Origin of the sequence: Lentzea albida (assembly GCF_900111005.1) — a bacterium.
GTDB classification, from domain to species: domain Bacteria; phylum Actinomycetota; class Actinomycetes; order Mycobacteriales; family Pseudonocardiaceae; genus Lentzea; species Lentzea albida.
Genome location: NZ_FOFV01000005.1, coordinates 53,654 through 80,589, shown reverse-complemented (window position 1 = coordinate 80,589; position 26,936 = coordinate 53,654). Strand labels below are relative to the sequence as shown.

Below are 26,936 nucleotides of genomic sequence, written 5' to 3'. Positions count from 1 at the left end.
AGGGGTTCGTTGACATGAGCGTGGTGTGTTCGTAACATTCGCCGCCAGGGTTGTGAGAGCGCTCTCCCGCACTTCACCCCCTCACTCGACCCTGCAGGAGACGCAATGTTCCGCCTCCGCTCTGTCGGCACGGTGCTCGCCGTGCTCGTGGGACTGGCAGTGGTACCGGGCACGGTCAGCGCCGCGCCCTCGCTGCTCTCCCAAGGCAAACCCGCCACCGCGTCGTCCACCGAGGGCGGGGGCACCCCCGCCTCGGCCGCGGTCGACGGTGATCCCGGTACCCGGTGGTCCAGCACGTGGAGCGACCCGCAGTGGCTGCGGGTCGACCTCGGCGCCACCTCGACCGTGACCCGCGTCGAACTCGACTGGGAGTCCGCCTACGCCACGGCGTTCGAGATCCAGGTCTCGGCCAACGGCGACAGCTGGTCGTCGATCCGCTCCGTCACCGGCGGCACCGGCGGCCGGCAGGGCTTCGACGTCACCGGCACCGGCCGGTACGTTCGCGTCCACTCGACCCAGCGCGCCAACGGCTACGGCATCTCGTTGTGGGAGTTCCGCGTCTACGGCGAGCAGGGCGGCTCGAACCCGCAGCCCGGCACCGGCGTGCGCGTCACCGGCTCCCAGGGCAACTGGCAGCTCACGGTCGACGGCCAGCCGTGGACCGTCAAGGGCCTCACCTGGGGCCCGCCCGCCGCCGACGCGGCGCGGTACATGCCCGAGCTGAAGTCCATGGGCGTCAACACGGTGCGCACGTGGGGCACGGACGCCACGACCCGCCCGCTGCTCGACGCGGCCGCGGCCAACGGCCTGCGCGTGATCAACGGCTTCTGGTTGCAGCCCGGCGGTGGTCCCGGCTCCGGCGGTTGCGTGAACTACGTGACGGACGGCGCCTACAAGGCCGACATGCTCGGGCAGATCCGCCAGTGGGTCACGACCTACAAGGACCACCCCGGCGTGCTGATGTGGAACGTCGGCAACGAGTCCATTCTGGGCCTGCAGAACTGCTACTCCGGCACGGAGCTCGAGAACCAGCGCGTGGCCTACGCGAAGTACATCAACGAGGCCGCGCAGGCGATCCACGCCATCGACACGAACCACCCGGTGACGAACACGGACGCCTGGACCGGTGCGTGGGTGTACCTCAAGGCCCACACGCCCGACCTCGACCTGTACTCGGTCAACTCCTACGGCAACGTCTGCAAGGTCCGCCAGGACTGGATCGACGGCGGCTACACCAAGCCGTACATCCTGACCGAGGCCGGCCCCGCCGGTGAGTGGGAGGTCCCCAACGACGCCAACGGCGTGCCGGACGAGCCCACGGACGTCCAGAAGCGCGACGGCTACACCCAGGCCTGGAACTGCATCATCGGCCACAGGGGAGTGTCCTTCGGCGGCACGCTGTTCCACTACGGCACCGAGTACGACTTCGGCGCCGTCTGGTTCAACCTGACGCCCGCGGGCAAGAAGCGGCTGTCGTTCTACTCGGTGCAGCAGGCGTTCGGTGGTGCCACCCCGGCCAACACCCCGCCGGTGATCACCGCCATGAACCTGCCGCAGACGATCGCGGCGGGCGCCCAGCTGAACATCGACGTGGCCGCGTCCGATCCGAACGGTGACGCGATCGCGTGGTCGGCGGCGTTCAACAGCAAGTACATCGACAACAGCGGCGGTCTCGCCAACGCTCCCGTGCAGGTCAACGGGAACCGGCTCACCGTCACCGCACCCGACCGGCTCGGCGTGTGGAAGGTGTACGTGATGGCCGAGGACGGTCGCGGCAACATCGGCATCGAGACGAAGTCGATGCGGGTCGTGGCACCGCAGCCCGCGGGCACGAACGTGGCGCTGAACAAGCCCACCACGGCCTCGTCGTACCAGCAGGTCGGTGACGGCGCGCCGTACCCGCCGTCCAACGCGGTGGACGGCAACGCCGGCTCCCGCTGGGCCACCGACTGGGCCGACCCGCAGTGGATCCGGGTCGACCTCGGCGCGGTGACGACGTTCCAGCACGTGCAACTGGTGTGGGAAGGCGCTTTCGGGCGCGCCTACGAGATCCAGGTGTCCGACGACGGCACCAACTGGCGTTCCGTCCACGGCACCACGACCGGCAACGGCGGCGTGGACTCGATCGACGTGACGGCGACCGGCCGGTACGTCCGGCTGCACGCGACCCAGCGCGGAACCGGCTGGGGCTACTCGCTCTACGAGTTCGGCGTCTACCGCAGGTGATGTGAGGGGCAACGGCCGGGAACCCCGGCCGTTGCCCCGACGCCGTCGAGCACCGCCCCCGTGACCAGTTCCGCGAAGTCGGCCCCCATCGGGGCGTGGCGGAACAACGCCCGGAACATGACCGGCGCCGCGAACAGGTCGAGCACCAGGTCGACGTCGGCGGACGGCTCCAGCTCCCCGCGGTCCTGCGCCTTGCGGAGGGTGGTCACGCACGCCTGCCGCCGCGGCTCCCACAGCACGGCGAGGAACTTCTTGTGCAGAACCGGATCGTCGGCCAGGTCGGCCAGCAGCGCCGGGATCACCGCGCCGAACGCGGGGTCCTCCAGACCGGCTCGCAGGGCTTCCAGGTGGCCGGCGAGGTCGCAGTGCAGGCAGCCCGTGTCGATCTCCGTCAGGCCGATGCGGTCGCGCGCCATGGCCGCGACGACCAGCTGCTGACGGCTCTGCCAGCGGCGGCGGATGGCGGGCTTGGTGGTGCCCGCCCTCGCGGCGATGGCCTCCATCGTCAGCGCCGGGTAGCCGACCTCGCGCACCAGAGCGGACACCGCGTCCAGCACGGCGTGGTCGATGCGCTCGTCGCGTCGGCGTGCCATTCCACCTCCCGATCCCGCCCAGCTTAACGAGGCAGCAGGACCACCTTGCCGAACGGCGCACCACGTCCCAGCAGCTCGATGACCTGCGCGGCGTCGGTGAGCTCCAGCCGGTCGTGGACCACCGGCGTCAGGTCGCCCCGCCGCCACAGCGCGACGACCTCCTCCCACGCCCGCAGCAGGTCCGGCGCCGCCACGGAGTTCAGGCTGAACGCGAACAGCGACGGCGACCGGTGGAAGTCGCGCAGCAACGTGCCGACGACGTCGTCCGACGGCAGGCCACCGGCCGCGCCGGCCAGCACGTACCTCCCGTTGGCGCCGAGCAGACCGAGGTGAGGCGCGGTGCCGGGCCCGGCGACGGTGTCGATCACCACGTCGTACGACTCGCCGGGGACCTCGGCGGTGGTCCGGTCGAAGATCCGCGCCGCCCCCAGCTCCCGCAGGCGCTCACCGCGGGCCTGCGAGGAGGTGATGGCGGTGACGTCCGCTCCGATGGCACGCGCGAGTTGTGTTGCCAGCACGCCGATCCCGCCGCCCGCACCCCGGACGAGCACGCTCTCCCCGGCCGCCACCGAGGCTCGGCGCAACGCGAGGTGGGCGACCAGGGCGTTCATCCCCAGCGCGACCACCTCGGTGGCGTCGGCGTCCTCCGGCACGGGCAGGACGGCGTCGGCGCTCGTGACGAACTGCTCCGCGTAGCCGCCGCTGCCGGCGAACGCCAGCACGCGCCGCCCCGCGAGGTCGCCGGTCCGGACCCTGCCGACGACCTCCACTCCGGGCACCGTGCCCGCGCCGCCGGTGGCTCCCGGGTACTCACCGCGGCTGATCATCACGTCGACGTAACCCGCGCCGATCGCCTCGACGTCCACGAGCACCTGGCCCGGCCCCGGCACGGGGTCCGCCACCTCGGCGGTGGCGAGTTCCCCTGACTCCTGCACGACAGCAGCGCGCACAACGACCTCCCAAATAACGTTCCGATGCGGAACGGAACGTTATCGTCGAGTGGTCACCCGGTGCAACTGCCGTGAGACGAAAGGGGTCCGTGCGGCACTCCTGCCTTCGTGTAGGCCAGTCGGCGTGTCTGTATCGATCGCTACAACGTCTGCTATGGTCGAGCGATAGAACGTTCGGTCTCGATGGACCGCCGCACGCCCCCGCTCGACGCTCCTCCCCGCAAGGCGGTTTTCGCGCGATGACCAGAACAGCCCGCATCTGGCCGGTGCTGACCTCGATGTTCCTGATCAACGTGGCCGGCTACGCGGCGATCGGCGGTGTGCTGTCGGTCCTGCTGCCGACCCAGGTCCGGCTCGCCGCGGGCGACGCGGCCCCGTCGGCGCTGGCCCTGGTCACGGGTGTCAGCGCGATCGCCTCGCTCGCCGTCCCGCCGGTGGTGGGGCTGCTGTCCGACCGCACCCGGAGCCGGTGGGGGCGGCGGACGCCGTGGATCCTCTTCGGCGGGCTCGCGACGGCCGCCTCGCTGCTGGTGCTCGGCGTCTCCGGTTCGGTCGCCGGGCTGCTCGCCGGTTGGTTCCTGGTGCAGGGCACCGTGAACGTCGGCCTCAACGTCGTGCTGGCGACGATCCCCGACCGGATCCCGCCGCACCGGCACGGTCTCGCCAGCACCGTGCAGGGCCTGGGCCTGCCGGTCGGCAGCGTCGTCGGCGTGCAGCTCGGCGCGCTCTTCGTGGACTCCGCGCTGCTCGGGTACGCGGTGCTGGCCGTGGCGTTCGCCCTCGCCTCCGCGCTCTCGGCGTGGCTCGTGCGGGAGGCGCGGCACGACCCCCGCGGCACGCGTGGCGAACTGCGGCGGATGTTCGGCAGCCTGCGCTTCCGCGACTACCGCTGGGTCTTCGTCTCCCGCGCCGTGCTCTACCTCGGCTACAACATGATCAACGGGTTCACCCTGTACCTGTTGCAGGACTTCATCGAACCCCCTGCGGGCACGACGGCCGCCGACGGTGTAGCCACCTCGCTGACCCTCAGCCTCGTGTTCGTGACGGTGGGCACCGCGATCGCCGGTCCGCTGGTCGACCGGGTCGGACGGCACCGCGGCTTCGTGTTCGTGTCGTCGGTGCTGCTGTCCGCCGCGCTGTTCGTGCCGCTGCTGTGGCCGACGTGGTCCGCGTTCCTGGTCAGCACCGCGCTGAGCGGGTTCGCGCTCGGCCTCTACCTCGGGGTGGATCTGGCCCTGGCGACGCTCGTGCTGCCGAAGGCCGGCGACGTGGGGCGGGACCTCGGCGTGTTCCACATCGCGCTGACCGCGCCCCAGGTCGTCGCCCCGTTCGTCGCGTCGCTCGCGGTCACGACGCTCGGCGGGTACCCGGCGCTGTTCCTCGTGGGCGGCGCCATCGCACTGATCGGTTCCTTCGCGGTCCTGCGCGTTCGCCCGCAGGCCGTGTCCGGGCGTTGGGAGGACAAGTGAACGAGAACGCCGCCGTGGCCGCGATCCGCAGGCTCAGCGGGTTGCCGGAGGACGCCGTCCGGGTCCGCGCCGGCGTGGACGTCGAGGACGGCTTCCGGGTCCGGTCGGCCGGGGGAGTCCTGACGGTCACGGCGTCCGGTGCCGGTGCCGCCGTCGCCGGGTACGCCGCGTTCGCGCGCAGGACCGGCGTCGGGCACGTCTCGCGCATCGGCACCCGGCCGGTCGACCGCCCCCTGCCGGAGGGCGCGGAGGTCTCGGGTGACGCGACCGTCCGCCGCCGCGTCGCCTACAACCTCACCGTCGCCGGGTACACGACCCCGTTCTACGACTGGGAGCAGTGGGAGCACGAGATCGACCTGCTGGCGGCCTCCGGGATCACCGCCGCGCACCTGACGCTCGGCCAGGAACTGGTGTACCTCACCACCTTCCTCCGGTGCGGGTACGCCGAGGAGGAACTGCTGCGGTGGCTCGGGCCGCCGTCGCACCAGCCGTGGCTGTGGCTCAACAACATCCAGAACTTCGGCCGCGGCACCAGCAGGACGCTCGTCGACGGCCGCGCGGCGCTGGCCCGCAGGGTGGTCGAACGGATGCGGGAGCTCGACGTCGTCCCGATCCTGCCGGGCTTCAGCGGCACCGTCCCGCCCGGCTTCACCACCCACCGGCCCGGCGCCCGCACGGTCCCGCAGGGGCGCTGGTTCAAGGACGTCGTCGGCCCGGTGCGGCCGGACTGGCTCGACACCACGACCGACGCCTACGCCGAGGTGGCGGAGATCTTCTACGCCGAGCAACGAGCCGCGTTCGGCGCGACCGGGGCGTGGGCGGTCGACCTGGTCCACGAGGGCGGCAGCACCGGGGGCACCGACCTCGGCGACGCGGCCCGCGGGGTGCGGCGGGCGATGACGGCCGCCGACCCGGACTCCACCTGGGTCGTGCAGGCCTGGGCCGGAAACCCCCGCCGCGAACTGCTCGACGCGGTCGCCGGCGAGCGCGTCGTCGTCCTCGACCTCACCGGCGAGGACCACCGCGAGGACGGGTTCGGCGGCCCGGAGTGGGTGCTGGGCGTGCTGCCCAACTACGGCGGCCGCACCGGCCTGTACGGCGACCTCGCGGACGTGGCCTCCCTCCCGCAGCACTGGAGCGGCGACCGGCGCCTGCCCGGCCTCACCGGGATCACCGACATGGCGGAGGGCGTCGCGAACAACCCCGTCCTGTGGGACCTCTTCCACGACCTCACCTGGGCGGACGGGCCCGTCGACCTGGACAGGTGGCTGGGGGAGTGGACGGCGTCGCGGTACGGCGCGGCGGACGCGAGCGCCGACGAGGCGTGGCGGATCCTCCTGCGCACCGCCTACGGGCCTTGGCGGCACGACGGGAAGGGCGGGATCCCCGCCGAGACCCTGAGGGCGCTCGCCGGCCTCCCCGTCGACGCGGGAGAGGTCGAGGGCGTGCCCGAACTCGCCGCGGCCCTGGGCGACCTCGAGAGCGCCATGTCCGAGAACTCGTCGCAGTACGCCGTCACCGACTCCGTCATCGCGGCCGTGCCGAGCCTGGACGCGAACCAGGCCAGTCTGCTCGGCCCCCGCGCCCTCGGGTACCCGGGCGACGCCCTGTTCCCGGCGCTGCGGGCGTTGCTCGGCACCGCCGGACGGCTCGACACGCCGGGCCTCGCCCACGACCTCGTCGACCTCGCCCGCCAGGTCGCGGAAGACGTGGCCAGGACCGCGCTGCGCAAGGTCGCGGCCGCCGCACGGGCACGCGACCTGGAGGCCTACGACGCCGCCGCGCGGCAACTGCTCGACCTGGTCGACGCGCAGGACGCCGTCCTCGCCACCGACGAGCACTTCCTGCTGGGCAAGTGGGTCGCCGACGCCCGCGCGTGGGGCAGCGATGACGACGAGCGGGACCACCTCGCCGAGGAGGCCAAGCGGCTCCTCACGTCCTGGGGTCACGAGGACTCGACCGTCCTGGCCGAGTACGCGACCCGGTCCTGGGCCGGTCTGGTGGGCGACTACTACCGCTCCCGCTGGGTGCTCTGGCTCGGCGAGGTGCGGCTGACCCTCACCGGCGGCGCGACCACACCGGTCGACTGGTACGTCCACGCCGACCGGTGGAACCGGGCGGGCACCACCTACCCGCACCGGCCGAGCGGTGACCCGAGGACGGCGGCGGCCGCGGTGCTCGACCTGGCCGTGCGCATCGCCAGGCCGTGACCGCACCGGGGGAGCGCCGAGGTCATGGGCACGGGGGAGGAGCAGCTCCTCGGGTGCCCGCAGGGGGTTCTGCGGACTGCTCGCGGCCATCGCGACCGCCCGGCTGTGAGATAGAACGTTCGGTCTTGACCCGCGTGGCGGGCGGCGCTAGTGTCGATCTTGCGAGCGCTCCACAGAGGACTCGGTGCTGGAAACCGTTGCCACACCTGGCGAAACGGCTGAGTCGGGCGTCGCGTTCATCGCGCGACGCCCGCGCGCGCTCCCGATCGGAGGAACCGTCGTGACCGATGCCGTGCTGGCCGAGGGCGTGAGCACCACCGCCCTCATGATCACCGCCATGAGGGCGATCGAGACCCGTCGCCCGGACGGGCTCGTCCGGGACGAGTACGCCGAGCACTTCGTCCGGCACGCGCGTTCCGGGGTCGCGATGCCCACCCGCATCGAGGACGTCGAGGGCGGCGACGCGCATCCCGTGTGGGGCCGTCTGGGTGCCTACTGCGCTTTGCGCACAAGGGTTTTCGACGACGCTGTGCGGACTGCGGCGACCCCTCAGGTCGTGCTCCTCGGCGCCGGGCTCGACACCCGCGTCCTGCGGCTCGGCCTGCCGGACGCGGTGCGGGTGTTCGAGATCGACCGCGCGGACGTGCTCGCGTTCAAGACCGAGGTCCTCGACGCGGTCGGCGTGAGCGGGGACGTGCGCTGCGACCGGTTGGTCGTCGACCTCGCCGACGCGTGGGACGTCGCCCTGCTCGACGCCGGCTTCTCACCCGCCCTGCCGACGACCTGGATCGCCGAAGGGGTGCTGCCCTACCTGCCGCGCGCCGTGGAGGAACGGGTGCTCGGCCTGGTCGACCGGTTGTCCGCGCCCGGCAGCCACCTCGGCTACGAGGTCGTGCTCGGGCAGGAGTCCCCGGAGTTCCGCGACCACGAGCTGTACTCGGGCACGGGGGACGCCATCGGCTCGCACCTGCCGAGCCTGCTCGACGACGGCGCCCGTCCCGACTCGGCGGGTGCGCTGAGGGCGGCCGGGTGGGAGATCGACGAACGGCCGGTCGCCGACTACACCGCGCGCTACGGCCGCGGTCCCGACCCGTCCGTCGACGACCCGATCCGGATGTCCCGCTGGGTGCTCGGGTCCAAGCCCCAGGCGGTACGAGGACATCGTCGACACGAGCCCTGACCGGGCGCGTGCCCATCACACTTCCGGAGCACCGAAATGCCCCAACGCGTCCTCGTGACGGGTGGCACCGGCTTCATCGCCCGCCACGTCACCCGCGAACTGCAGGCCCACGGCTACGCGGTGCGAGCGACGGTCCGTTCCGCCACCGCCGCACTCGCCGAGGGCGTCGAGGTGGTCCGGGCCGACCTCGAGTCGGACGACGGCTGGGCGGAGGCGGTGGCCGGCTGCGACCACGTGATGCACGTGGCGTCGCCGTTCCCCTCCAGCGAACCCGCTGACGAGAACGACCTGATCCGCCCCGCCGTCGACGGCACGCTGAGGGTGCTGCGCGCCGCCGAGGCGTCGGGCACGGTGAAACGGGTGGTGCTGACGTCGTCGATCGCGGCGATCCGCATCCGCCCGGACCGTGCGGACCCGAGGGTGCACACGGAAGCCGACTGGTCCGACCTCGACCACTGCGCCGCCTACGCCAAGAGCAAGACCCTGGCCGAACGCGCCGCGTGGGACTTCGTGGCGGAGTCGCCGCGGCGCGTCGAGCTGGTCGTGGTCAACCCCGGCTCGGTGCTCGGCCCGCTGGACGGCGCCGCGACCAGCAAGACGGTCGAGGTCGTGCGCCGCCTGATGACGCGCGAGATCCCCGCACCGCTGCGCATGGCGCTGGCGGTCGTCGACGTCCGCGACCTCGCTGTGGGCCACCGCCTGGCCCTCGAGTCACCGCGGGCCGCCGGGCAGCGCTACATCCTCGCCGGCGGCGAGACGTGGATGCCCGAGCTCGCCCGGCTCCTCGCCGACGAGTACAACGGCCGGGGCTTCCGGGTTTCGACGAGCACGATCCCGAGCGGCGTGGTGCGGTTCGCGGCCCGGTTCGCGTCGCCTCTGCGGGTGGTTTTGAGCCTGCTGGACCGCAGGGAACTCGTCACGTCGGCCAAGGCGCGGGCGGAGCTGGGGTGGGCGATGCGACCGCTGCGCGAGACCGTCGTGGACACCGCCGACAGCCTGATCGCGGAGGGGTTCGTGACGCCGCGGGGCGCGCGGAACCAGGTGCCGAGGCGGTCGCGCTGACACCGCGGGTGCGGTGCGCTGGGCGAACTCCCGCCCAGCGCACCCCCGAGGGCTATTCGATGTGCAGGTTCTGGATCTTCGCCTCCGCGACGATGCGTTCCGCCTCGTCGCGGGCGACGTTGCGCAGCTCGGCCAGCGCCCGCATCGCCTCGGCGCGGCGGGCCGACATGGCGAGGCGGAAGTCCTCGCGGATCCCCTCGCGCTTCGCGGCCGCCTCCTCGTCCAGCTGACGGGCGCGCTGCTCGGCCTCGCCCACGATCATCAACGCCTTGAGCTGGGCGTCCCTGATGACCTCCCGGCGTTCCTCCTCCGCGAGGGCGACCATGCGGGCCAGGCGTTCCGGGAGGCCCTTGAGGTCGATCGGGGTGAGGCAGATGCGGTGCAGGCCGTCCTGCAGGGCGGCGTTCTCCTCCTGGACCGAGCTGAGTCTGCTGGCCAGGGCGTCCGCGCGGGCCTCCGAGGCGTTGCGGTCGGCCGTGACCAGGCGGAGCTCGGCCTCCAGCTCGGCCACGTAGTCGTCCACCTCGTCGCGGTCGTAGCCGCGCCATCGGAGCCCGAACCAGGTGCGTAGCGGTACGAGCTCGGTCCTGCCGTCGACACTCACTGCCGTCTCCTCTGCCTCCCGCGAGTCAGTCTTGCCAAGGGGTACGTACGGGGCGCGGCATCGGTTCTAACGGGTTCACCAGGCACAATGTCGGCGTGACGAACAAACTGTGCCCCTGTGGCACCGGGCAGTCCTATGTGGACTGCTGTGGTGCGCTGCACTCCGGAGCCCGCAAGGCGGCGACGGCCGAGCAGCTGATGCGGTCCCGCTACAGCGCTTTCGCGGTGTCCGATGAGGACTACCTGCTGCGCACGTGGGCCTCCCGGCACCGCCCGTCGAGCGCCGGGATCGACTCGACCGACCGGTGGCTGAAGCTCGAGGTCCTGGCCACCGAGAACGGCGGAATGCTCCAGAACGAAGGCGTCGTCGAGTTCCGGGCGCACTACGTCGGGGGCGTCGTGCACGAGCGGAGCAAGTTCATCAGGGAGAACGGCCAGTGGGTGTACGCGGAGGGCGTCGAATGACGCCCGGGACTGCCACCGTGACGGTCGCGAGCAGGTTCAACGGGCCTCCCGGCTCGGGCAACGGAGGCTACTCGGCCGGTCTGCTCGCCGCGCACGTCGACGCGTCCGCCGTGAGCGTCCGGCTGCGCAAGCCGATCCCGCTCGACCGCGAGCTGCAGGTCCGCGACGGACAGCTGCTCGACGGCGAGACCGTGATCGCCTCGGCCGAGCCGGCAGCGCTCGACCTCGACGTTCCCGCCGCGCCGACGCTCGACGAGGCGCTCAAGGCGTCCGCGAAGGTGCCGTGGCGCGACCGGCACCCGTTCCCGACGTGCTTCGGCTGCGGTCCGGCCAGGGAGGACGGCATCGGCGCGCTGCTCGGGCCGCTCGACGGCCGCGCCGAGTGGGCCGGCGTGTGGCGGCCGTCCGAGGTGCTGCCGCACGACGGGACCACCGTGCTGCCCGAGGTCGTGTGGGCCGCGCTCGACTGCCCGTCCGCGCAACCCGTCGCGCCCGACGGCGGTCCGGCGTTCGTGCTCGGCACGTTCGTCGCTCAGGTGGAGCAACCCGTGGAACTGGGCGTGGACCACGTGCTGCTGGCGTGGGAACTTGGCAGGGAAGGGCGCAAGGCCTACTCCGCGTCCGCGATCGTCGGTCCTCACGGTGTGTGCGGACGAGCGCGGGCGGTGTGGGTCTCGATCGGATGAGATCAAATAACCCGACTGGGTAACGGTTACGCAGCGCGTCTTGATAGCGTGCACGATCGTTGCCCGATTACACCGAAAGGGCGAGTGACCGGGATGGCACGGAGGTGATCAGGCGCTTGATGGGCCGACGTGCCGCCGCCCATGGCGACCAGCAAACACAGACCCAGAACCCTGGCCAGAGCAGTTTCGGCGTGCAGACCATCACGAGCGCGCCGGACCAGGACCTGGATCCGTACCCCGTCGAGCAGCCCCCGGCCGCGACGCCGCAGCCGGAGCCGGTACCCCAGAGGCAGCCGTTCGCGGCCAACCTCGTCGGGGCGACGCTCGTCGTCTCCGCTCCCGAGGGCCCGAGCCAAGGTGCCCAGGGCCTCGCCCGCGCGCTCCCGGCCGACGCCGGCCGGACCGTGGTCGTCGTCGACTTCCCGGGCGGGGACCAGAGCACCTTCTGGCCGCACGTCGTCACGGCGCTGCACGGTCGCGGGCCCGTCCGGCTCGCGGTCTCGCACGCCGGGTCGATGCGGCCGACCGCTCCCGCGCAGTGGCTCTCCGAGCAGCTGCAGGCCGAGGTCGTCGCGCCGGACGGCGTGCTCACCACGGTGCCCGGTGCCGCGTTCGTCGTGGGTACCCAGGGCTACGGCAGCTGGGTGAAGTTCCAGCCGAACGCGTCCCCGATGCCGTTCGGCCGCCGCTTCCCGGTGCCGCAGTGGGAGGCGATGGACCCCAACTCGCCGTGGCCCACCGGCGAGATCGGCATCTCCGAGCCCATCCCGTCGGGCCTGTGGCTGCGCGCGCAGAACCCGCCGTTCGACCCGGCCTCCCAGGACTCGCGGCCGATCGTGGCGCTGCCGTGCCGCGACAACGTGCTGACGGTCGTCGTCGGCGGGCCCGGCCAGTCGTCGATCCCGATCGACGAGGTGTGCCGCCTGCTGACGGCGCTGCCCCAGGCGGCCCGCTCGCGCGTGCGGCTCGTCCCGTACGGCGTCGACGCGGGCATCGTCAGCCGCGTCGCCGACCAGATCGGCGAGCCGATCGCGATGTTCACCGGTCTGCCGGTGGGCAGCGTGCGCGGCGGCGGGCCCGCGGTGATCGCGGTGGACCCGCGCGGGCAGCAGACGTGGCGCCCGTTCGTCACCGAGGTGCTGTGCGTGCCCAACGAGTCCGTGCCCGTCGTGTCGGGTTACCGCACGCCGGTGCAGGGCCTGAACGAGGTCTCGCCCGGCGTGTTCGCGCTCGGCGACGGTGTCGTGCTCGAGGTCGTGCCCTCCGGTCTGTGGGTGCGTGAGCAGGACGAGCCGTACAACGCGGCCGAGGTGCGCACACAGCCGTTGGACCCGGAGTGGGCACGTCTGACCGTGGGCACGCCTGGGCGCACCACGCCCGGTGCGGTCGCGGTGCACGGCGCTGCTCTCGTGGAACGCCTCGAGCCCGAGGTGCGCAAGTTGCTGCGGCTGGTGTTCTGCGACTCCAAGGTGACGGCACCGCCGCCGCCCCCTCCGGTGAGCGAGCCCGTCCCGACCCCCTCGGCGCAGATCGTCTCGGCCCTGAGCGGGGCCGCGCACGCGAAGCGCGACTCCGCGGACGGCGGCACCGGGTTCTTCACCCCCGCCACGCCCGTCGAGTCCGAGGCGGAACGGCCCGCGTACGCGAGCATGAGCGCCGGTCCGGCGATGGCGGCCGTGACGTCGCACGCGCTGGACGACCCGGACGAGGCCGCGTTCCCGTCGGACGACCCGGACTCCACCCCGATCAGGTTCCGCGTCGACGGCCCGCTGCCGCTGCAGCCGCTCGCGATGTGGGAGATCCCGCCGGAGGACAACGGCGAGCGCGAGACGGTCTCCCGGGACCACAGCAGTTCGGACGCGGAACGCGACACCGTCCGGCGTGCGCTCGGCGAACGCTACGGCGCGCACGCGGCGACGGTCGTGCGCCTGCTCTCCCAGCGCCCGGACGCGGAGGAGGACCCGGCCGCGTTCGAGGCGATGGTCACCGACCTCACGGCGTTGCTGGCGTGCGTGTCGCAGGACGAGGACATGGTCGTCGAGACGCTCCGCATGGGACGCCTGGGCCGGCTGCGCCCGTACGTCGCGTGCATCGTCTCGGGCCTCAACCGCCTGCCCGTGCACAGCGGCGTGGCGGCGGTGTGGGGCGTCAACGGCCCGACCGGCCCGCGCCGCTACCGCAGCGGCGACGTCCTGGTCGACCACGGCCTGCTGGACGCCGTCGCGAACCCGTCCCAGCGCATCGAGGGCGTCACGGAGTACCTGATCTGGTCGGTCACCGGCCGCCGGGTCGAGGTGGCCGACCGCGTCGCCGTGGCGACCGAGGAACGCGTGCTCTTCGCGCCCGGCACGCCGTTCCGCGTGCTGGCCGTGGCCGACGCCGAGGGCGACCACCCGCAGCAGGTGCTGCTGCAGGAGATGGCCGGACCGGCGGCGGACCAGGAGATCGCGGGCCTGCGGCCGAGCGTGCTCTCCCAGCTGGAACGGGCGGCGGCGAACCTGCGCGTGCTGCCGGTCTCGCACCAGGTGACGGCCTGAACCTCGGCATCCCGTACGCGGAACCGCCCGTCGGCCCGTTGCGGCTCCACCCACCGGTGGACCGCGACGGCGAACCGGCGGGCGCGTTCGGCGACGCGCACACGCTGAACGTCTGGTCCGCGGTGGAGCCGGGCGCGCCGGTCCTGCTGTGGGTCCACGGGGGCGCGAACACCGTCGGCTCGTCGTCCCAGCCGGAGTACGCGGGAGACCACCTCGCCTCGCTCGGGATCGTCTTCGTCAGCTGCAACTACCGGCTCGCGTTCGACGGATACGGTGCGCTGGAAGGCTTTCCGCACAACCGAGGGCTGCTCGACGTCGTGTCGGCGCTGCGCTGGATCCGGCGCAACATCGCCCGCTACGGCGGAGACCCCGCGAACGTCACCGTGGCGGGGCAGTCGTCCGGCGCGCAGACCGTCGCGAGCCTGATGGTCATGCCGTCGGCCAGGGGACTGTTCCACCGGGCGGTCGTGCACAGCCTCGCCGGGAGGTTCTTCACGCCGGACGAGGCCGTCGAGGTCCAGCGGGTCGCCGACCCGCAAGTCGTGCTGTACCAACCGATCGTGGACGGCGACTCGCTGCCGCGCAGTCCGCTGGAAGGCCCGTACGACGTGGACCTGATGGTGTGCCACACGGCGGATGAGGACGCCGAGCTGTTCCAGGAGCCGACCACGCGGCTGGCCGACGAGCACGGGCGCGCGTTCCGGTCGGTCTACTGCCGCGCGCCCGCTCACCACGGTGCGGACGTGCCGGACATGTTCCGCGGCGACATCGCGCGGGCGTGGGCGGAGTTCGCGCGCACGGGTGATCCGGGCTGGCCGCGGGACGAAGTGAAGCGCTGGGTGTAGTTCTCGCCGGTGGGCTGGTGCGAGGCGCTGGCCTTCGGTCGTGGGCCCGAGCGTCCCGCCCAGCCGCGACGCGTCACCCCTCGGTCGTCAGCCCCAGCGTGCCGTCCAACCGCGGCACGCACGCCCCGTCCCTCTTCGCCGACGCCAGGAACTCGGTCAGGCACCGCCCGATCTGCTCGTGCCCGCGCTCGTTCGGGTGGAACGACTCCTGCAATGCGTGCGAGGCGCGCCGCTCGTCCCTGAGGCCGTCCCAGTCGACCGACAGCCGGGTGAACCACTCCGTGGACGGGTCGTCGCCTCCTACACAGGCCTCGTGACCCTCACCGGCCCGCGCGAGGTCCAGGAACCGCGCGTTCACCTTCCCGGCGGCGGCGCGCAGGCCGTTCGACAGCTCCGGCACGGCCTCCTCGACGACCCACTTCAAGTCGCCCGTGCGCAGCGGGCAGCCGGACAGGTTCTGCAGCGACTGGGGCATCTTCGGCGACACCGGCGCCGCGTACGACTGCACGACCAGCTGGTAGGAGGAGTCGAGGTAGCCGGAGTCGCGCATGGTCTGGCGGATGGCGTTCAGCGTGTTCTCGACCTTCGGCACCATCCGCCGCACGCGCTTGGTCCACTCCGGCGCCACGGACGACGTGCAGTCGCTGCGCTTGCCCCACGCCTCGAAGCACTTGTTGAGGATCTCGGAGAAGCGCGGGTCGTCGTTCGCGCCGATGGCCACGACGATCGCGGTGACCTGGTTCTGCCCGGCGATCTCGCGCAGCCGGGGGAGCTGCTCGTTGCGCAGCTTCTCCGAGTTCGCGCCCGAGCACGCCAGGTTGATCTTCTGGTCGGCCTCGAACGAGGTCTTCACAATCTCGGCCTCGCGGGAGCGGTGGCACCAGTTGCCGCCGGCCTCGCCGTCGGTCCCCGGCTCGTAGCTGCCCGCGCCCTCACCGGACATCGTGCTGTCGCCGAGCGCCACGACCGCGGTCCTGGTCTCCCTGTCCGGAGCCGAGGGTGGCGGGAACACGTGGTCGCTCACGACCAGCACGATCGTGAGCAGGCCGATCGCCGCGAGGAAGAGCACTTTGCGCATCGCGCCCCAGTTTACGGGGGTGGCCGAATGCGAGGGGGATATGGCGTTGCCGCCTCACGCGACGGTGAGGAAAGTGGAGGTGTGGGGAATTCGAGGGAAGTAGTGGTGGTGGGGTACGAGCGCACGGCCTTGCTCGACCTGGCGGGGCCGATCGAGGTGTTCCAGGCGGCCAACCACGGCGAGCCGCGGTACGAGGTCACCGTCGCCACGCTCGGGGGAGGACCGTTCACCGCGACGGCGGGGGTGCGCGTCGAGGCAGGGGCCGACCTGCGCACGCTCGACCGTCCGATCGACACGCTGCTCGTGGTCGGGGGCTGGGGTTACGACGAGGCCGCGTCCGACGCGGTGCTCACGAGCAACCTGCGGCGGCTCGCGCTCCGGTCACGCCGGGTCGCGGGCGTCTGCACCGGCTCGGTCGTGCTCGCGAGCGCGGGGTTGTTGCAGGGCAAGAAGGCGACCACGCACTGGGCGTTCACCGGTGAGCTCGAGAACCGCGGCGTCGAGGTCGAGCCGGACGCGATCTTCGTGTGCGACGGGGAGGTGTCCACGTCCGCAGGGGTGACGGCGGGCATCGACCTCGCGCTCGCCATGGTCGAGCAGGACCACGGCCCGGCGCTCGCCCGCAAGATCGCGCAGTACCTGGTGGTGTTCCTGCAACGGTCGGGCGGCCAGTCGCAGTTCAGCGTGCACACGCGCTCCAAACCGGTGCGGGACGGCTCGCTGCGCGCGTTGCTGGACGACATCCACGCCGACCCGACGCGCGAGTGGACGGTGCCGGTCATGGCGCGCAAGGCGATGATGAGCGTGCGGCACTTCGCCCGCGTCTTCTCGCGCAGCACGGGCATCTCGCCCGCGCAGTACGTCGAACGGGCCCGCGTCGAGGCCGCCGCCGACCGGCTGGCGAGCACCGGCGACCCGCTCGACCTCGTGGCCCGCCAGTCGGGGTTCGGCTCGGCCGAGACCCTGCGGAGGGCCTTCCTGCGCGTGCTCGGCGTGTCGCCGGGCAGCTACCGCGCCCGTTTCCGGACGACCGGAGTCGCCTGATGGAAGCCACGTTCGTGCTCTACCCGAACATGACGGCGCTCGACTTCGTCGGCCCGTACGAGGTGATCGCCAGCGTCCCGGTGGTCACCGCGCGGTTCGTCGCCGCGACGCTCGACCCGGTGAGGTCCGACAACGGGCTCGTCGTGACGCCGACGGACACGTTCGACTCGCTGAAGTCGACCGACGTCGTGGTGGTGCCGGGTTCCGGGCACTGGCGGGAGGTGCTGCGGGACTCCGGCGCGCTCGTCGAGTGGCTGCGGGAGGTCCACCCGACGACGAAGTGGACGACGTCGGTGTGCACGGGGTCGACGCTGCTCGCCGAGGCCGGTCTGGTCTCGAAGGCCACGACGCACTGGGCCGCGCGGGAGGACCTGGAGGTCCGCGGCGTCGAGGTCTCGACCGACCGGGTCGTGTTCGACGGCAAGGTCGTCAGCGGCGCGGGCGTGTCGGCGGGCATCGACATGGCGTTGCGGCTGGTCGAGGCCGAGTTCGGCGAGGTGGTCGCGCAGGCCGTGCAGGTCGGCATCGAATACGACCCGCAGCCGCCGCGGTCCTACGACTCGATCCCGCCCGAGATCGCGGCGGGGCTCAAGGGCGCGTTCGACTCACGTCAGGCCTGACTGCACGGCGAACACGACGAGCTGGGCGCGATCGCGTGCGCCCAGCTTCACCATCGCCCGCGACACGTGCGTGCGCACCGTCGCGGGCGAGATCACCAGCACCGCCGCGATCTCGTCGTTGGACGCGCCGGACGCCACGTGCCGCATGATCTCCCGCTCGCGCTCGGTCAGCCTGTCGAGGTGCGGCACCGGCCTCGCCGACGCGCCGGACGCGAACCGGTCGATCACCCGGCGCGTGACGGACGGCGAGAGCAGCGATCCGCCGTCGGCCACCACGTGCACGGCGCGCAGCAGGTCTGCGGGATCGGAGTCCTTCACCAGGAACCCCGACGCGCCGGTGCGCAGTGCCTCGAACACGTACTCGTCGAGGTCGAACGTCGTGAGCATCACGACCCGGACGTCGGCGCACGCGGGGTCCGCGCTGACCCGGCGCAGCACCTCCAGGCCGTCCATCAGCGGCATGCGGATGTCGAGGAACACCACGTCGGGTTTGGTGGACCGGATCAGCGCCAGCGCCTCGCGCCCGTCGGCGGCCTCCCCGGCGAGCTGGACGCCGTCCTCGGTCTCGATCAACGTTCGCAGCCCCATGCGGACCAGCGGCTGGTCGTCCGCCACCACCACGCGAATCATGACGGCAACGGTATCCGGGCGATCACCGAGAAACCGTGCGCTCCGCCGGCGTCGAGCGTGCCGCCGAGCGCCTCCGCCCGCGACCGCATGCCGGTGATGCCGTGGCCCTCGGTGAACGCGGTGGGCGTGCCGGTGTCGCTCACGTGCGCCACGACGTCACCGCGCACGGTGTAGACGCGCACGGACGCCGTGACGCCGGGAGAGGCGTGGCGCAGGACGTTGGTCAGCGACTCCTGCACGATCCGGTAGACGGCGAGCTGGTGTCCCGCGGGCAGGTCGACGTCCTCGACCTCGACCGACACCTCCAGTCCCGCCTCGCGCATCCGCGACGCCAGCGCCGGGAGGTCCGCGAGGGTGATCGCCGGGGTCAGGGGCGCCGAGCCGCGCAACGTGTCCAGTTCGGACCGCAGGCCGTCCAGCGCCTCCTTCGCCGTGTCGCGGATGGCCTCGAGCGAGGCACGCGCCTTCGCGGGATCCCGGTCCAGCACGTACAGCGCGACCCCGGCCTGCATGGCGATCACGCTCAGGCCGTGACCGACGACGTCGTGGACCTCCTGGGCGAGCCTGAGGCGTTCGGAGATCACGACCCGTTCGCGAACGTCCACAACGGACTTCCGCCGCAGCCTCATCAGCACGCCCGCCGCGGCCGGCAGCAGGATCCAGCCCGCGGACCAGGTGATCCACGAGGTGGTCGAGTCGTTCCACCACGGCAGGATCGCCAGGGCGTAGACGATCGCACTGGCCGCCGCGATCTCGATGCGCGCGTACACGGCCACCGCGTACATCGCCGCGACACCGCTGACCAGGATCGGCCCGAACGGATACCCCTGCGCCAGGTAGGCGGAGATGGCGACGACCGTGACCCCGACCGTCCACAGCGGACGGACCGAGCGGAACAGCAGGCCCGCCGCCGCCAGCGTGATGAGCAGGTAGGCGAGCACGTCGAGGCTCTCCGCGCCCTGCAGGCGCGCGGCGAACCTCGTCCCGCCGAGGCCGAAGACGAGCAGGGCCGCCGCCACGGCGACGTCCTGCCAGGTGATCCGCATGGTGCCGACCATACGACCGCGGGCGTACGCAGATGTGCGTATCTTCATGACGCTCCGGGGCGGACGTCCGCGCGTCGTCCCGCGACCACGATCGGTCCCATGATCGTGACGACGGAGAAGCTGACGAAGCGCTACGGCGACCGCGCCGTGGTGGACGAGGTCAGTCTGTCCGTGCGGCGGGGCGAGGTCTACGGGTTCCTCGGTCCGAACGGCGCGGGCAAGACGACCACGATCCGCATGCTGCTGGGGCTCGTGAAGCCGACCAGCGGCACCGCGTCCGTGCTGGGAGAGGCACCGGGCGCGCCCAAGGCGTTGCTCCGGGTGGGGTCGCTGATCGAGGGCCCCGGCTTCTACCCGTACCTGTCCGGCCGCGACAACCTGCGCGTGCACGCGCACCGCCGGGGCGTCGGCAGGACGCAGGTCGAGGCCGCGCTGGAGCAGGTCGACCTCGTGGCGGCGGCCGGCGAGAAGTTCCGCCGGTACTCGCTCGGCATGAAGCAACGCCTCGGCGTCGCCGCCGCGTTGCTCGGCCGGCCGGAGCTGCTGGTCCTCGACGAGCCGACCAACGGCCTCGACCCCGCGGGCATGGCCGACATGCGCGACCTGGTGCGCGCGCTCGCGGCCCAGGGCCAGACGGTGCTGCTGTCGAGCCACCTGCTCGGTGAGGTCGAGGAGATCTGCGACCGGGTCGGCGTGATCGCGCAGGGCCGCCTCGTCGCCGAGAGCACGGTCGAGCAGCTGCGCGGCGACAGCGTGCTGCTGATCCGCGCCGACCCGATCGAGAAGGCGCAGGTGCTGATCGAGGGCAGCACCGTCCACGGCGACGTGCTGCACGTGCGCGAGACGGACGCGGGCGCCCTGGTGCGGGTGCTGGTGGCGGCCGACGTGGACGTGCGGGAGGTCCGGCCGCTGCGCAGGACGCTGGAAGAGGTCTTCTTCGAGATGACGGGAGCGGCGTGATGGGCAGCGTGAAGGCGGAGCTGCTGCGGCTGTGGAAGTGGCCGGCGACCTGGGTGCTGATCGGCGTCTGGCTGGTGATGACGCTGACGTTCGGCTACGTGTTCAACCACCTGGCGCTCAACGGCGGCACCAACAGGGCCGACCTCTCGCAGCAGCAGCTGATCAGCTCGATGCAGCCGGAGAACGTCGGCGCGGCCGTCGTGCGCGGCCTGCCGATGTTCGGCGGTGCCATCGTCCTGGTGCTGGCGGCCCTCGCGGTGGGCAGCGGCTACGGCTGGGGCACCTGGAAGACGACCCTGACCGCGGGGCCGCGCCGCGTCTCCGCCATGGCCGGCACGCTGGGAGCCCTGGGGATCATCGTGCTGGTCCTGGTCGGACTGACGTTCGTGGTGGACCTCGGCGCGGCCATCACGGTCGCGTCCCTGGAGGGCTGGGACTGGAGCCTGCCGGGCCTCGGCGTCTTCAAAGCGTTGGGCGCGGCAGTGCTGATCGCCGCCATGTGGACCGGCTTCGGCGTGTTCCTCGGCGTCGTCACCAGGGGCCCCGCGCTCGCCGTGGGTCTCGGCCTGATGTGGGCGATCGTGACGGAGAACCTGCTGCGCGGCGTCGGTTCCCTGCTCGGCCCGGTCGAGTCGCTGACGAAGGTCCTGCCGGGCGGCTCCGCGGGCAACCTCGCCGGAGCCGTGGGCGGAGCGGGCGCGCCGGGTGTGCTCACCGATCTGAGCGGCACCACGGCGGCCCTGTTCCTAGTCGGCTACGCGGTGGTCTTCGTGGGCGCGGCGACGCTTCTGAAGGTGCGCCGCGACCTCGTATAGGACCACCGCGGCCCAGACGAGGGCCAGCACGACCGCGACGCCGGTGGGGTAGTCGCGGTCGTGCAGCCCGGGGTTGACCGGCCCGCTGTGCTCCCGCCACAGCAACGGGACCGCGACGAGGGTGAGCACGCCCGTGACGACCAGCCCGATGCCGATGGACGGGCGTCGGACGAGCAGGCCGGTGAGGCCCACGAGCGGGGCGATCAGGAAGTCGTGCAGGACCACGCCGCCGCCCAGCCACAGCAGGAGTTCGAGGGTGACCTGGGGGAGGAGGAGCCAGGCGCCCCAGGCGCCGATGGCCGTGCCGGCGGCGCCGAGGGCGAACCGCGCCACGAGGGTGGTGGTGGTGGTGGTGGTGGAGCGGCTTGGCGTTTCCGCGGGCACGGCGGTCGGGTCGGCACTGCCTGACTGCGCGCCGCTCGGGTCCGCACCGCTGGCTCGCGCGCTGCTCGGGTCGGCACCGCCCGACCGCGCGCCGCTCGGGTCCGCACTGCCTGACTGCGCGCCGCTCGGGTCGGCACCACCCGACCACACGCCGCTCGGCCCACCGCCCGCACCGCCCACGTCGCTGCCCGCGCTCACACCGCCCGCACCGGCGCCGCCCCCGACGTCTCGACCCTGGTCCCCACCGACGCTCGCCCCACCGCCTCCCGCGACCCGACCTCCGTCCCGGTCATCCCCACCAAGGCTCCTCATCCCCGCACCTCCAGCGACGTGACCCACTTCGTCTGCAACACCCCGGGCCTGTTCGGCGCGATCAGCCGGCACGGGTACCCGTGGTCCGGCGTCAGCTCCTCCCCGTCCAGCCGCAGCGCCAGCAACGTCAGCGGGTCCTGCGCGAACGCCTCCGGCAGCGTCGACGCCCGGTACAGCCCGTCCTTCTCCAGCGACTCCACCCGCACGTCCCCGCGCCCCACCAACTCCGACACGCGCACGCCGGTCCAGGTCGCGTTCTGGCTCCACCCCTCCACGCACGCGATCGGCAGCTCGACGGTGGTCTGCGGCATGGCCTGGAGCTCGGCCAGCGAGTAGCTCGCAGAGCCCACCCGCAGGCGCCAGTCCGGGGGCACCACGACCTGCGCGGCCCGCGCGGTCCGGTTGACCGGCAGCCCCTGGGACGACCGCCACGCCAGCACCGAGACCTTCCGCAGCCACGGCACGGTCACGCCTGCCGTCGCCACCACCGCGACGCCGGTCGTGAGAGCCGTCGTGCGCAGGAAAGCCCTGCGGGACAACACGGTCTTCTCGGTCGACGCGGGTTCGAGGGACCGGCGGATCAGCGGGATCTTCACCGCGATGTGCACGAGCAGCGCGCCCACCACGATCCACGCCACCGCGTAGTGGGCGGTCGGGAAGTAGAACGACCACGGGTAGTTCTGCGCCGCGTTGAACAGGCCTGTGACGAGCTCGAAGAACGACGCCGCGATCAGCACGAAGATCGAGCCGCGCTCCAGGGCGTGCGGCACGGACTTCACCAGCGGGCGCTCGAAGAGCTTCGGGTAGACGCTCCACAACTTGGCCAGCAGCAACGGGATCGACGCCACGCCGGAGATCACGTGCACGCCCTGCGTGACGCGGTAGAGGTCGACCGGGCGGGTCGGCCACGGCCAGTCGTGCTGCACGCCGTGGCTGAGCAGGCCGGTGACGAAGCACAGGCCGAACGCGATGCCGAGCCACGTGCCGATCCGGCTCGTCACACCGACGTGGTGCGCGGGTGCCCTGAACTTCACAGCCTCTCCCAACACGCGAACCAGCGGCCGGCGCGTTCGCGCTGCCACACCAGGAAGAACCCCTCGGCGGGGAGCGACTCGGCGTCGCTCCAGGCCCACGGGAACCACTGGCCCTCGAAGCCCTCGGCCCGCACGCGCGCCTGGCCGACCGTCAGGCCGGAGCCCGGCGGCTCGACCTCGACGACGACGGTGCCGCTCGGCCGGAGGAGTTGCCGCACGCGCCGCATCAGCGCGGCCGGGTCGCCACCGATGCCGATGTTGCCGTCGGCGAGCAGGACGTGCTGCCACAGCCCCTCGCCGGGCAGCAGGTCGAACACGTCGCGGCGGATCGCGATGCCGCCGCGTTCGGTCGTGCGCCGGACCGCCTCCGGGGACACGTCCACGCCGAGCGCCTCGACGTGGCGCGACAGGAGGGCGGCCACGAGGCGGCCGGGGCCGCAGCCGACGTCCAGCGTGGGGCCGGTGCAGGCGTCGAGGAGCACGGAGTCGCCGCCGGCGGCGTCGGCGTGCCAGCGGGCGACGGACAGTTCGCGCGGGGTGGTGCCGACGAGGTCGAGCCAGCTCGGACGCCCCTTCAGGGCCTGGTCGAACATCATCGCGCCACCACCGCGGCGGAGGCCAGAGCGGCCGCGAACCGGCTGTCCGGGACGTGGGCCGCCACGGCGCCGGCGTCGGCGATCGTGTCCACATCGGACAGGACCGGCAGCATGCGCACGTCCCGCAAGCGCAAAGCCTCCAGCGTCAACGCGCCCGTGTCCGAGCGTGACATCGGCACGTCCCGCAGCGCGTCGGCCCGCAGCGGGTCCCGCAAGCCGAGTGCCCACCACCCGCCGTCGGCCGCCATCCCGAGCGCCGCCTCGTCGAACTCCGCGCACGCCTGGAGCAGCGACGGCGTCACCTGCGGCGTGTCCATCCCGATCTGCAGCACGGGCATCCGGAACCGGGCGATGTCGGCGTGCGCGTTCGCCAGGCGGTCGCCGAACGCCTCGCCGCGCTGCGGGATCACCACGCACTGCGCCAGCGCGGTCCGCACGTCCTCCCGCCGCACCACCCCGGCCAGCGCCACCACGGGCACCGCGCCGGGCGTCTCCAGGGCGGCCCCCAGGGTGTCGAGCAACGCCGCCGCCGCGACGTCCGCGGCCTGCTCCGGGCTCAACGGCGGGCACAGGCGCGTCTTCACCTGACCCGGCACCGGTGACTTGGCCATGACCAGCAAGCAGAACCTCACCGCAGCACCCCCGCCATGTCCCGCGCCGCACGCAGCGTGCCACGCACCGAACCCGACACCTTCGACTTCGTCCCCGCCGCACGCGGCCGATAGGCCACGTCGACCTCCCGCACCCGCCATCCGGCCGAAGCCGCGCGCACCAGCAGTTCCAGCGGATAGCCGAACGCCCGGTCCCGCACGTCCAGCGCCAGCAACGCTTCCCGCCGGCACACGCGCAGCGGAGCGATGTCGTGTACCTCCAAACCCCTGCGCCGCAACAACGACGCGATCACGGCGTTGCCCGCCCGCGCGTGCCACGGCCAGGCGGCGGCGCTGACGGGCCGTCGCCGGCCCACGACCAGATCGGCGTCGGCGAGCAGTTCGGCCATCGCGGGAAGTTCGGCCAGGTCCAGCGAGCCGTCCGCGTCGGCGAACGCCACGAGGTCGGACGTGGCCGCGAGCAGACCGGCGTGTACGGCGGCGCCGTAACCGCGCCGGGACTCGTGCACCACCAGGGCACCGCACGCGGCGGCGACCTCGGGCGAACCGTCGGAGGACCCGTTGTCCACGACGATCGCGCGGTGTCCGGGAGGCAGGGAGGCGAGCACCGCGGGCAGCGCGGCGGCCTCGTCGAGGCAGGGCAACACGACATCCATCGGTCCACCCTGGACCACCGGAAAGCGTTGTGGTGCTTACGAAATTGTGACACACGAAAGAGTTCTTACGATTGTCTTGCGCGGTCGGCGGGCACCCGGCGGACCCCCTAGGTTGGGCGCGGTGCGTCTAGTCATCGCGGGCCTGCTCGTCGTCGCCGCCGTCGTCACCGGGATCGTCGTCAACCTCCGCGACCCCGGCGTCCTGGTCGCCGCGGCGGCGCCGCTCTTCGGTGACTGGCAACCACATCTGGGGCCGGGCACCCCGGCCGCGGTCCTGATCGCGTTCCTCGTCGTGGCCAAGGGACCGGAGCTCGCGCGGCACCGGTTCGCCTTCCCGATCGCCTACGCGGCGTCGGTGGCGTTCACCTTCTCGCTGGCGATGGTCGACGGCTGGGGCAGGTTCGTCACCCGGCTCACCACCGACGACGAGTACCTGCACGAGGTTCCCGGCGTCACCGACGTCCCCGCGATGATCCGGGGGTTCGCCGCGCGCATCCCCGACTTCCAGCCCGACTCGTGGACCACGCACGTCTCGGGCCATCCGCCGGGCGCGCTGCTCACGTTCGTGGCGCTCGACCGCGTCGGTCTCGGCGGGGGAGCGGCGGCGTCCATCTTCTGCGTCCTCGTCGGTTCGCTCGCCGTCGTCGCGATTCCCAAGACCGTCGGCAACACCGCGTTGCTGCCGTTCCTGGTGCTGTTCCCCGGAGCGGTGTGGGTCGGGGCGTCGGCGGACGGCATGTTCATGGGCGTCGCGGCCGTCGGAATCTACCTGCTCACCAGGAAGCCGCTGCTCGGCGGGATCGTGCTGGGCTGGTGCCTGTTCCTGTCCTACGGCCTGGTCCTGCTGGCCCCGCTCGCGCTCGTCGCCGTGGGCAGGAGGATCGGCTGGGCCGTCGCGGGCGCGCTCGCGGTCGTGGTGGCGTTCGCCCTTAGCGGGTTCTGGTGGCTCGACGGCTACGAGCTCGTGAAACTCCGCTACTACCAGGGCATCGGCGACAGCAGGCCGTACTGGTACTGGGTGTGGGCGAACCTGGCCGCGCTCGCGCTGGTGATCGGCCCCGCGGGGATCAAGGGACTGCGCGGGGACAGGTGGGTGCTCGCGGCGGGCGTCGCGATCCTCGCCGCCGACCTGTCCGGCCTGAGCAAGGCCGAGACCGAGCGGATCTGGCTGCCGTTCGCGGTCTGGCTCCTCGTCGGCGCCGCGAAGCTCGACCACCCCAGGAGGTGGCTCACCGCCCAGGCGATCACGGCCCTGGCGGTGAACCACCTCGTGCTCACGAACTGGTGACGGGCTCCCGCTGCGCGGCCGAGGCGAACTCCCGCACACCGTCCTCGAACCCGACGCGGGCCTCGAAGCCCAGCACCTCCAACGCCTTCGCGGGTGACGCGACGACGTGCCGGACGTCGCCCGGCCGCGCCCCGCCGACGATCTCCGGCGTGGGCCCGTCACAGGCGTCGGCGAGCGCGAACGCCAGGTCGCCGATGGTGTGCGGGGTGCCGGAACAGACGTTCACCGCTTCGAACCCGGGGCGCGGGGAGGCGAGCGCCAGCACGTTCGCCCGCGCCACGTCCGTGACGTGCACGAAGTCGCGCCGCTGCCGGCCGTCCTCCATCACCCGTGGCGCGACGCCGTTCTGCAGCGCCGACCGGAAGATCGACGCCACACCGGCGTACGGCGTGTCGCGGGGCATCCGCGGGCCGTAGACGTTGTGGTAGCGCAACGCCCACACGCTTCCACCGGTCTGCCGCGCCCAGGCCGACGCGAGGTGTTCCTGCGCCAGCTTCGTCGCCGCATAGGTGCTGCGCGGCTCCAGCGGTGCGTCCTCGGGCACCAGTTCGGACACCACGAAGTCACCGCAGGAGCAGCGCGGTTCGTACAGGCCGCACTCGACGTCGACGGAGGCCCGCTCGGCCCGCACGATCCCGTGCGAGAGGCAGCGGTACCGGCCTTCGCCGTAGACGACCATGGACGACGCCAGCACCAGCCGCGACACCCCGGCCCGGTGCATCTCGGCCAGCAGCACCGCCGTGCCGAGGTCGTTGTGCCGCGCGTAGGAGGGCGCGTCGAACGGGTCCACGCCGTGCCCGACCATCGCGGCCTGGTGGCACACCGCGTCCACAGTGGACAGCAGTGGTCGCAGCACCCCGGGGTCCGTCACGTCACCGACCACGAGCTCGTGGTCCAGCTGGGGAACGGCACCGTGCACCTCCGGCAGCAGTGCGTCGAGCACCACGCATTCGTGGCCCTGAGAGGTCAGCTCGTCCGCGACGTGCGACCCGATGAACCCGGCTCCGCCAGTGATCAGTACTCGCATGGACCCGAC

General features: G+C 72.5%; 26 protein-coding genes. 14 read left to right on the top strand and 12 right to left on the bottom strand.

What is annotated here, in order from left to right; genetic code table 11:
- Positions 1-105 precede the first annotated feature (105 nt).
- Positions 106-2,226: a discoidin domain-containing protein gene (locus BMY74_RS14925; RefSeq protein ID WP_089916007.1), complete on the top strand. Its 2,121-nt coding sequence runs from the start codon at positions 106-108 to the stop codon at positions 2,224-2,226.
- Here BMY74_RS14925 and BMY74_RS14920 read toward each other — a convergent pair.
- Both BMY74_RS14920 and BMY74_RS14915 read right to left on the bottom strand, forming a co-directional pair.
- Positions 2,214-2,819: a TetR/AcrR family transcriptional regulator gene (locus tag BMY74_RS14920; RefSeq protein ID WP_089916004.1), complete on the bottom strand. Its 606-nt coding sequence runs from the start codon at positions 2,817-2,819 to the stop codon at positions 2,214-2,216. The two genes, BMY74_RS14925 and BMY74_RS14920, sit on opposite strands and share 13 nt — an antisense overlap.
- A gap of 23 nt (positions 2,820-2,842) precedes the next feature.
- A complete protein-coding gene (locus BMY74_RS14915) occupies positions 2,843-3,769 on the bottom strand; it encodes a quinone oxidoreductase family protein (protein WP_218159629.1) in 927 nt (308 codons plus the stop codon).
- A 239-nt stretch (positions 3,770-4,008) separates the two neighbouring features.
- Here BMY74_RS14915 and BMY74_RS14910 point away from each other — a divergent pair, with 239 nt between their 5' ends.
- The 4 genes from BMY74_RS14910 to BMY74_RS14895 all read left to right on the top strand — a co-directional run bounded on the left by BMY74_RS14910 (position 4,009) and on the right by BMY74_RS14895 (position 9,690).
- A complete protein-coding gene (locus BMY74_RS14910) occupies positions 4,009-5,238 on the top strand; it encodes an MFS transporter (protein WP_089916001.1) in 1,230 nt (409 codons plus the stop codon).
- A complete protein-coding gene (locus BMY74_RS14905) occupies positions 5,235-7,448 on the top strand; it encodes an alpha-N-acetylglucosaminidase (RefSeq protein ID WP_245786130.1) in 2,214 nt (737 codons plus the stop codon). Before BMY74_RS14910 ends, BMY74_RS14905 begins: the two co-directional genes overlap by 4 nt.
- A 280-nt stretch (positions 7,449-7,728) precedes the next feature.
- Positions 7,729-8,628 carry an SAM-dependent methyltransferase gene (locus tag BMY74_RS14900; RefSeq protein ID WP_245786129.1) on the top strand — a complete coding sequence of 300 codons (900 nt, stop codon included), beginning with the start codon at positions 7,729-7,731 and terminating at the stop codon, positions 8,626-8,628.
- A 36-nt stretch (positions 8,629-8,664) separates the two neighbouring features.
- On the top strand, positions 8,665-9,690 hold the full coding sequence (locus BMY74_RS14895; protein ID WP_089915999.1) for an SDR family oxidoreductase: 1,026 nt from the start codon (positions 8,665-8,667) through the stop codon (positions 9,688-9,690).
- Positions 9,691-9,742: 52 nt separating this feature from the next.
- Here the strand turns inward: BMY74_RS14895 and BMY74_RS14890 are convergent, their stop codons facing one another.
- Positions 9,743-10,294 (bottom strand): DivIVA domain-containing protein, encoded by a 552-nt coding sequence (locus tag BMY74_RS14890; RefSeq protein WP_089915997.1) that lies wholly within the window; start codon positions 10,292-10,294, stop codon positions 9,743-9,745.
- A gap of 95 nt (positions 10,295-10,389) precedes the next feature.
- Between BMY74_RS14890 and BMY74_RS14885 the strand changes: the two genes are divergently transcribed.
- The 4 genes from BMY74_RS14885 to BMY74_RS14870 all read left to right on the top strand — a co-directional run bounded on the left by BMY74_RS14885 (position 10,390) and on the right by BMY74_RS14870 (position 14,826).
- Positions 10,390-10,758, top strand: coding sequence for a YchJ family protein (locus tag BMY74_RS14885; protein WP_089915994.1), 369 nt, complete (start codon positions 10,390-10,392; stop codon positions 10,756-10,758).
- Complete coding sequence (locus BMY74_RS14880) at positions 10,755-11,444, top strand: hypothetical protein (protein ID WP_143091573.1); 690 nt, start codon at positions 10,755-10,757, stop codon at positions 11,442-11,444. The genes BMY74_RS14885 and BMY74_RS14880 overlap by 4 nt, the downstream gene beginning before the upstream one ends.
- A 191-nt stretch (positions 11,445-11,635) precedes the next feature.
- Entirely contained in the window at positions 11,636-13,981 is a 2,346-nt protein-coding gene (locus BMY74_RS45050; protein WP_177229752.1) for a hypothetical protein, read from the top strand.
- A gap of 38 nt (positions 13,982-14,019) precedes the next feature.
- On the top strand, positions 14,020-14,826 hold the full coding sequence (locus BMY74_RS14870) for a carboxylesterase family protein (RefSeq protein WP_218159628.1): 807 nt from the start codon (positions 14,020-14,022) through the stop codon (positions 14,824-14,826).
- 73 nt (positions 14,827-14,899) lie between these two features.
- Here the strand turns inward: BMY74_RS14870 and BMY74_RS14865 are convergent, their stop codons facing one another.
- Positions 14,900-15,904 (bottom strand): GDSL-type esterase/lipase family protein, encoded by a 1,005-nt coding sequence (locus BMY74_RS14865; RefSeq protein ID WP_089915988.1) that lies wholly within the window; start codon positions 15,902-15,904, stop codon positions 14,900-14,902.
- 108 nt (positions 15,905-16,012) lie between these two features.
- Between BMY74_RS14865 and BMY74_RS14860 the strand changes: the two genes are divergently transcribed.
- Together BMY74_RS14860 and BMY74_RS14855 are read left to right on the top strand one after the other, a co-directional pair.
- A complete protein-coding gene (locus BMY74_RS14860) occupies positions 16,013-16,948 on the top strand; it encodes a GlxA family transcriptional regulator (RefSeq protein WP_245786128.1) in 936 nt (311 codons plus the stop codon).
- Complete coding sequence (locus tag BMY74_RS14855) at positions 16,948-17,568, top strand: DJ-1/PfpI family protein (RefSeq protein ID WP_089915982.1); 621 nt, start codon at positions 16,948-16,950, stop codon at positions 17,566-17,568. Before BMY74_RS14860 ends, BMY74_RS14855 begins: the two co-directional genes overlap by 1 nt.
- Here BMY74_RS14855 and BMY74_RS14850 read toward each other — a convergent pair.
- Together BMY74_RS14850 and BMY74_RS45715 are read right to left on the bottom strand one after the other, a co-directional pair.
- Positions 17,554-18,198, bottom strand: a complete 645-nt coding sequence (locus BMY74_RS14850; protein WP_089915979.1) for a response regulator — start codon at positions 18,196-18,198, stop codon at positions 17,554-17,556. The genes BMY74_RS14855 and BMY74_RS14850 overlap by 15 nt on opposite strands.
- A complete protein-coding gene (locus BMY74_RS45715) occupies positions 18,195-19,244 on the bottom strand; it encodes a sensor histidine kinase (RefSeq protein WP_218159627.1) in 1,050 nt (349 codons plus the stop codon). Before BMY74_RS45715 ends, BMY74_RS14850 begins: the two co-directional genes overlap by 4 nt.
- Before the next feature lie 99 nt (positions 19,245-19,343).
- Here BMY74_RS45715 and BMY74_RS14840 point away from each other — a divergent pair, with 99 nt between their 5' ends.
- Positions 19,344-20,204, top strand: coding sequence for an ABC transporter ATP-binding protein (locus tag BMY74_RS14840; RefSeq protein WP_218159626.1), 861 nt, complete (start codon positions 19,344-19,346; stop codon positions 20,202-20,204).
- The gene (locus BMY74_RS14835; RefSeq protein ID WP_089915972.1) at positions 20,204-21,019 is read left to right on the top strand and encodes an ABC transporter permease subunit; all 816 of its coding nucleotides are present in this window, start codon (positions 20,204-20,206) and stop codon (positions 21,017-21,019) included. Before BMY74_RS14840 ends, BMY74_RS14835 begins: the two co-directional genes overlap by 1 nt.
- On the opposite strand, the gene BMY74_RS14830 is transcribed toward BMY74_RS14835, so the two are convergent.
- The 5 genes from BMY74_RS14830 to BMY74_RS14810 form a co-directional block, all read right to left on the bottom strand.
- Complete coding sequence (locus tag BMY74_RS14830; protein WP_089915968.1) at positions 20,951-21,601, bottom strand: hypothetical protein; 651 nt, start codon at positions 21,599-21,601, stop codon at positions 20,951-20,953. The two genes, BMY74_RS14835 and BMY74_RS14830, sit on opposite strands and share 69 nt — an antisense overlap.
- A 110-nt stretch (positions 21,602-21,711) precedes the next feature.
- The gene (locus BMY74_RS14825) at positions 21,712-22,749 is read right to left on the bottom strand and encodes a molybdopterin-dependent oxidoreductase (RefSeq protein ID WP_245786127.1); all 1,038 of its coding nucleotides are present in this window, start codon (positions 22,747-22,749) and stop codon (positions 21,712-21,714) included.
- Positions 22,746-23,345: a methyltransferase domain-containing protein gene (locus BMY74_RS14820; protein WP_089915965.1), complete on the bottom strand. Its 600-nt coding sequence runs from the start codon at positions 23,343-23,345 to the stop codon at positions 22,746-22,748. The genes BMY74_RS14825 and BMY74_RS14820 overlap by 4 nt, the downstream gene beginning before the upstream one ends.
- Positions 23,342-23,977 carry a TIGR04282 family arsenosugar biosynthesis glycosyltransferase gene (locus BMY74_RS14815; protein WP_177229749.1) on the bottom strand — a complete coding sequence of 212 codons (636 nt, stop codon included), beginning with the start codon at positions 23,975-23,977 and terminating at the stop codon, positions 23,342-23,344. The genes BMY74_RS14820 and BMY74_RS14815 overlap by 4 nt, the downstream gene beginning before the upstream one ends.
- Positions 23,974-24,612: a glycosyltransferase family 2 protein gene (locus tag BMY74_RS14810; protein ID WP_089915962.1), complete on the bottom strand. Its 639-nt coding sequence runs from the start codon at positions 24,610-24,612 to the stop codon at positions 23,974-23,976. The genes BMY74_RS14815 and BMY74_RS14810 overlap by 4 nt, the downstream gene beginning before the upstream one ends.
- Before the next feature lie 121 nt (positions 24,613-24,733).
- Here BMY74_RS14810 and BMY74_RS14805 point away from each other — a divergent pair, with 121 nt between their 5' ends.
- Positions 24,734-25,900, top strand: a complete 1,167-nt coding sequence (locus BMY74_RS14805) for a hypothetical protein (protein WP_245786126.1) — start codon at positions 24,734-24,736, stop codon at positions 25,898-25,900.
- Here the strand turns inward: BMY74_RS14805 and BMY74_RS14800 are convergent.
- Positions 25,887-26,927: an NAD-dependent epimerase/dehydratase family protein gene (locus BMY74_RS14800; RefSeq protein ID WP_089915956.1), complete on the bottom strand. Its 1,041-nt coding sequence runs from the start codon at positions 26,925-26,927 to the stop codon at positions 25,887-25,889. The two genes, BMY74_RS14805 and BMY74_RS14800, sit on opposite strands and share 14 nt — an antisense overlap.
- Between the last annotated feature and the right edge of the window lie 9 nt (positions 26,928-26,936).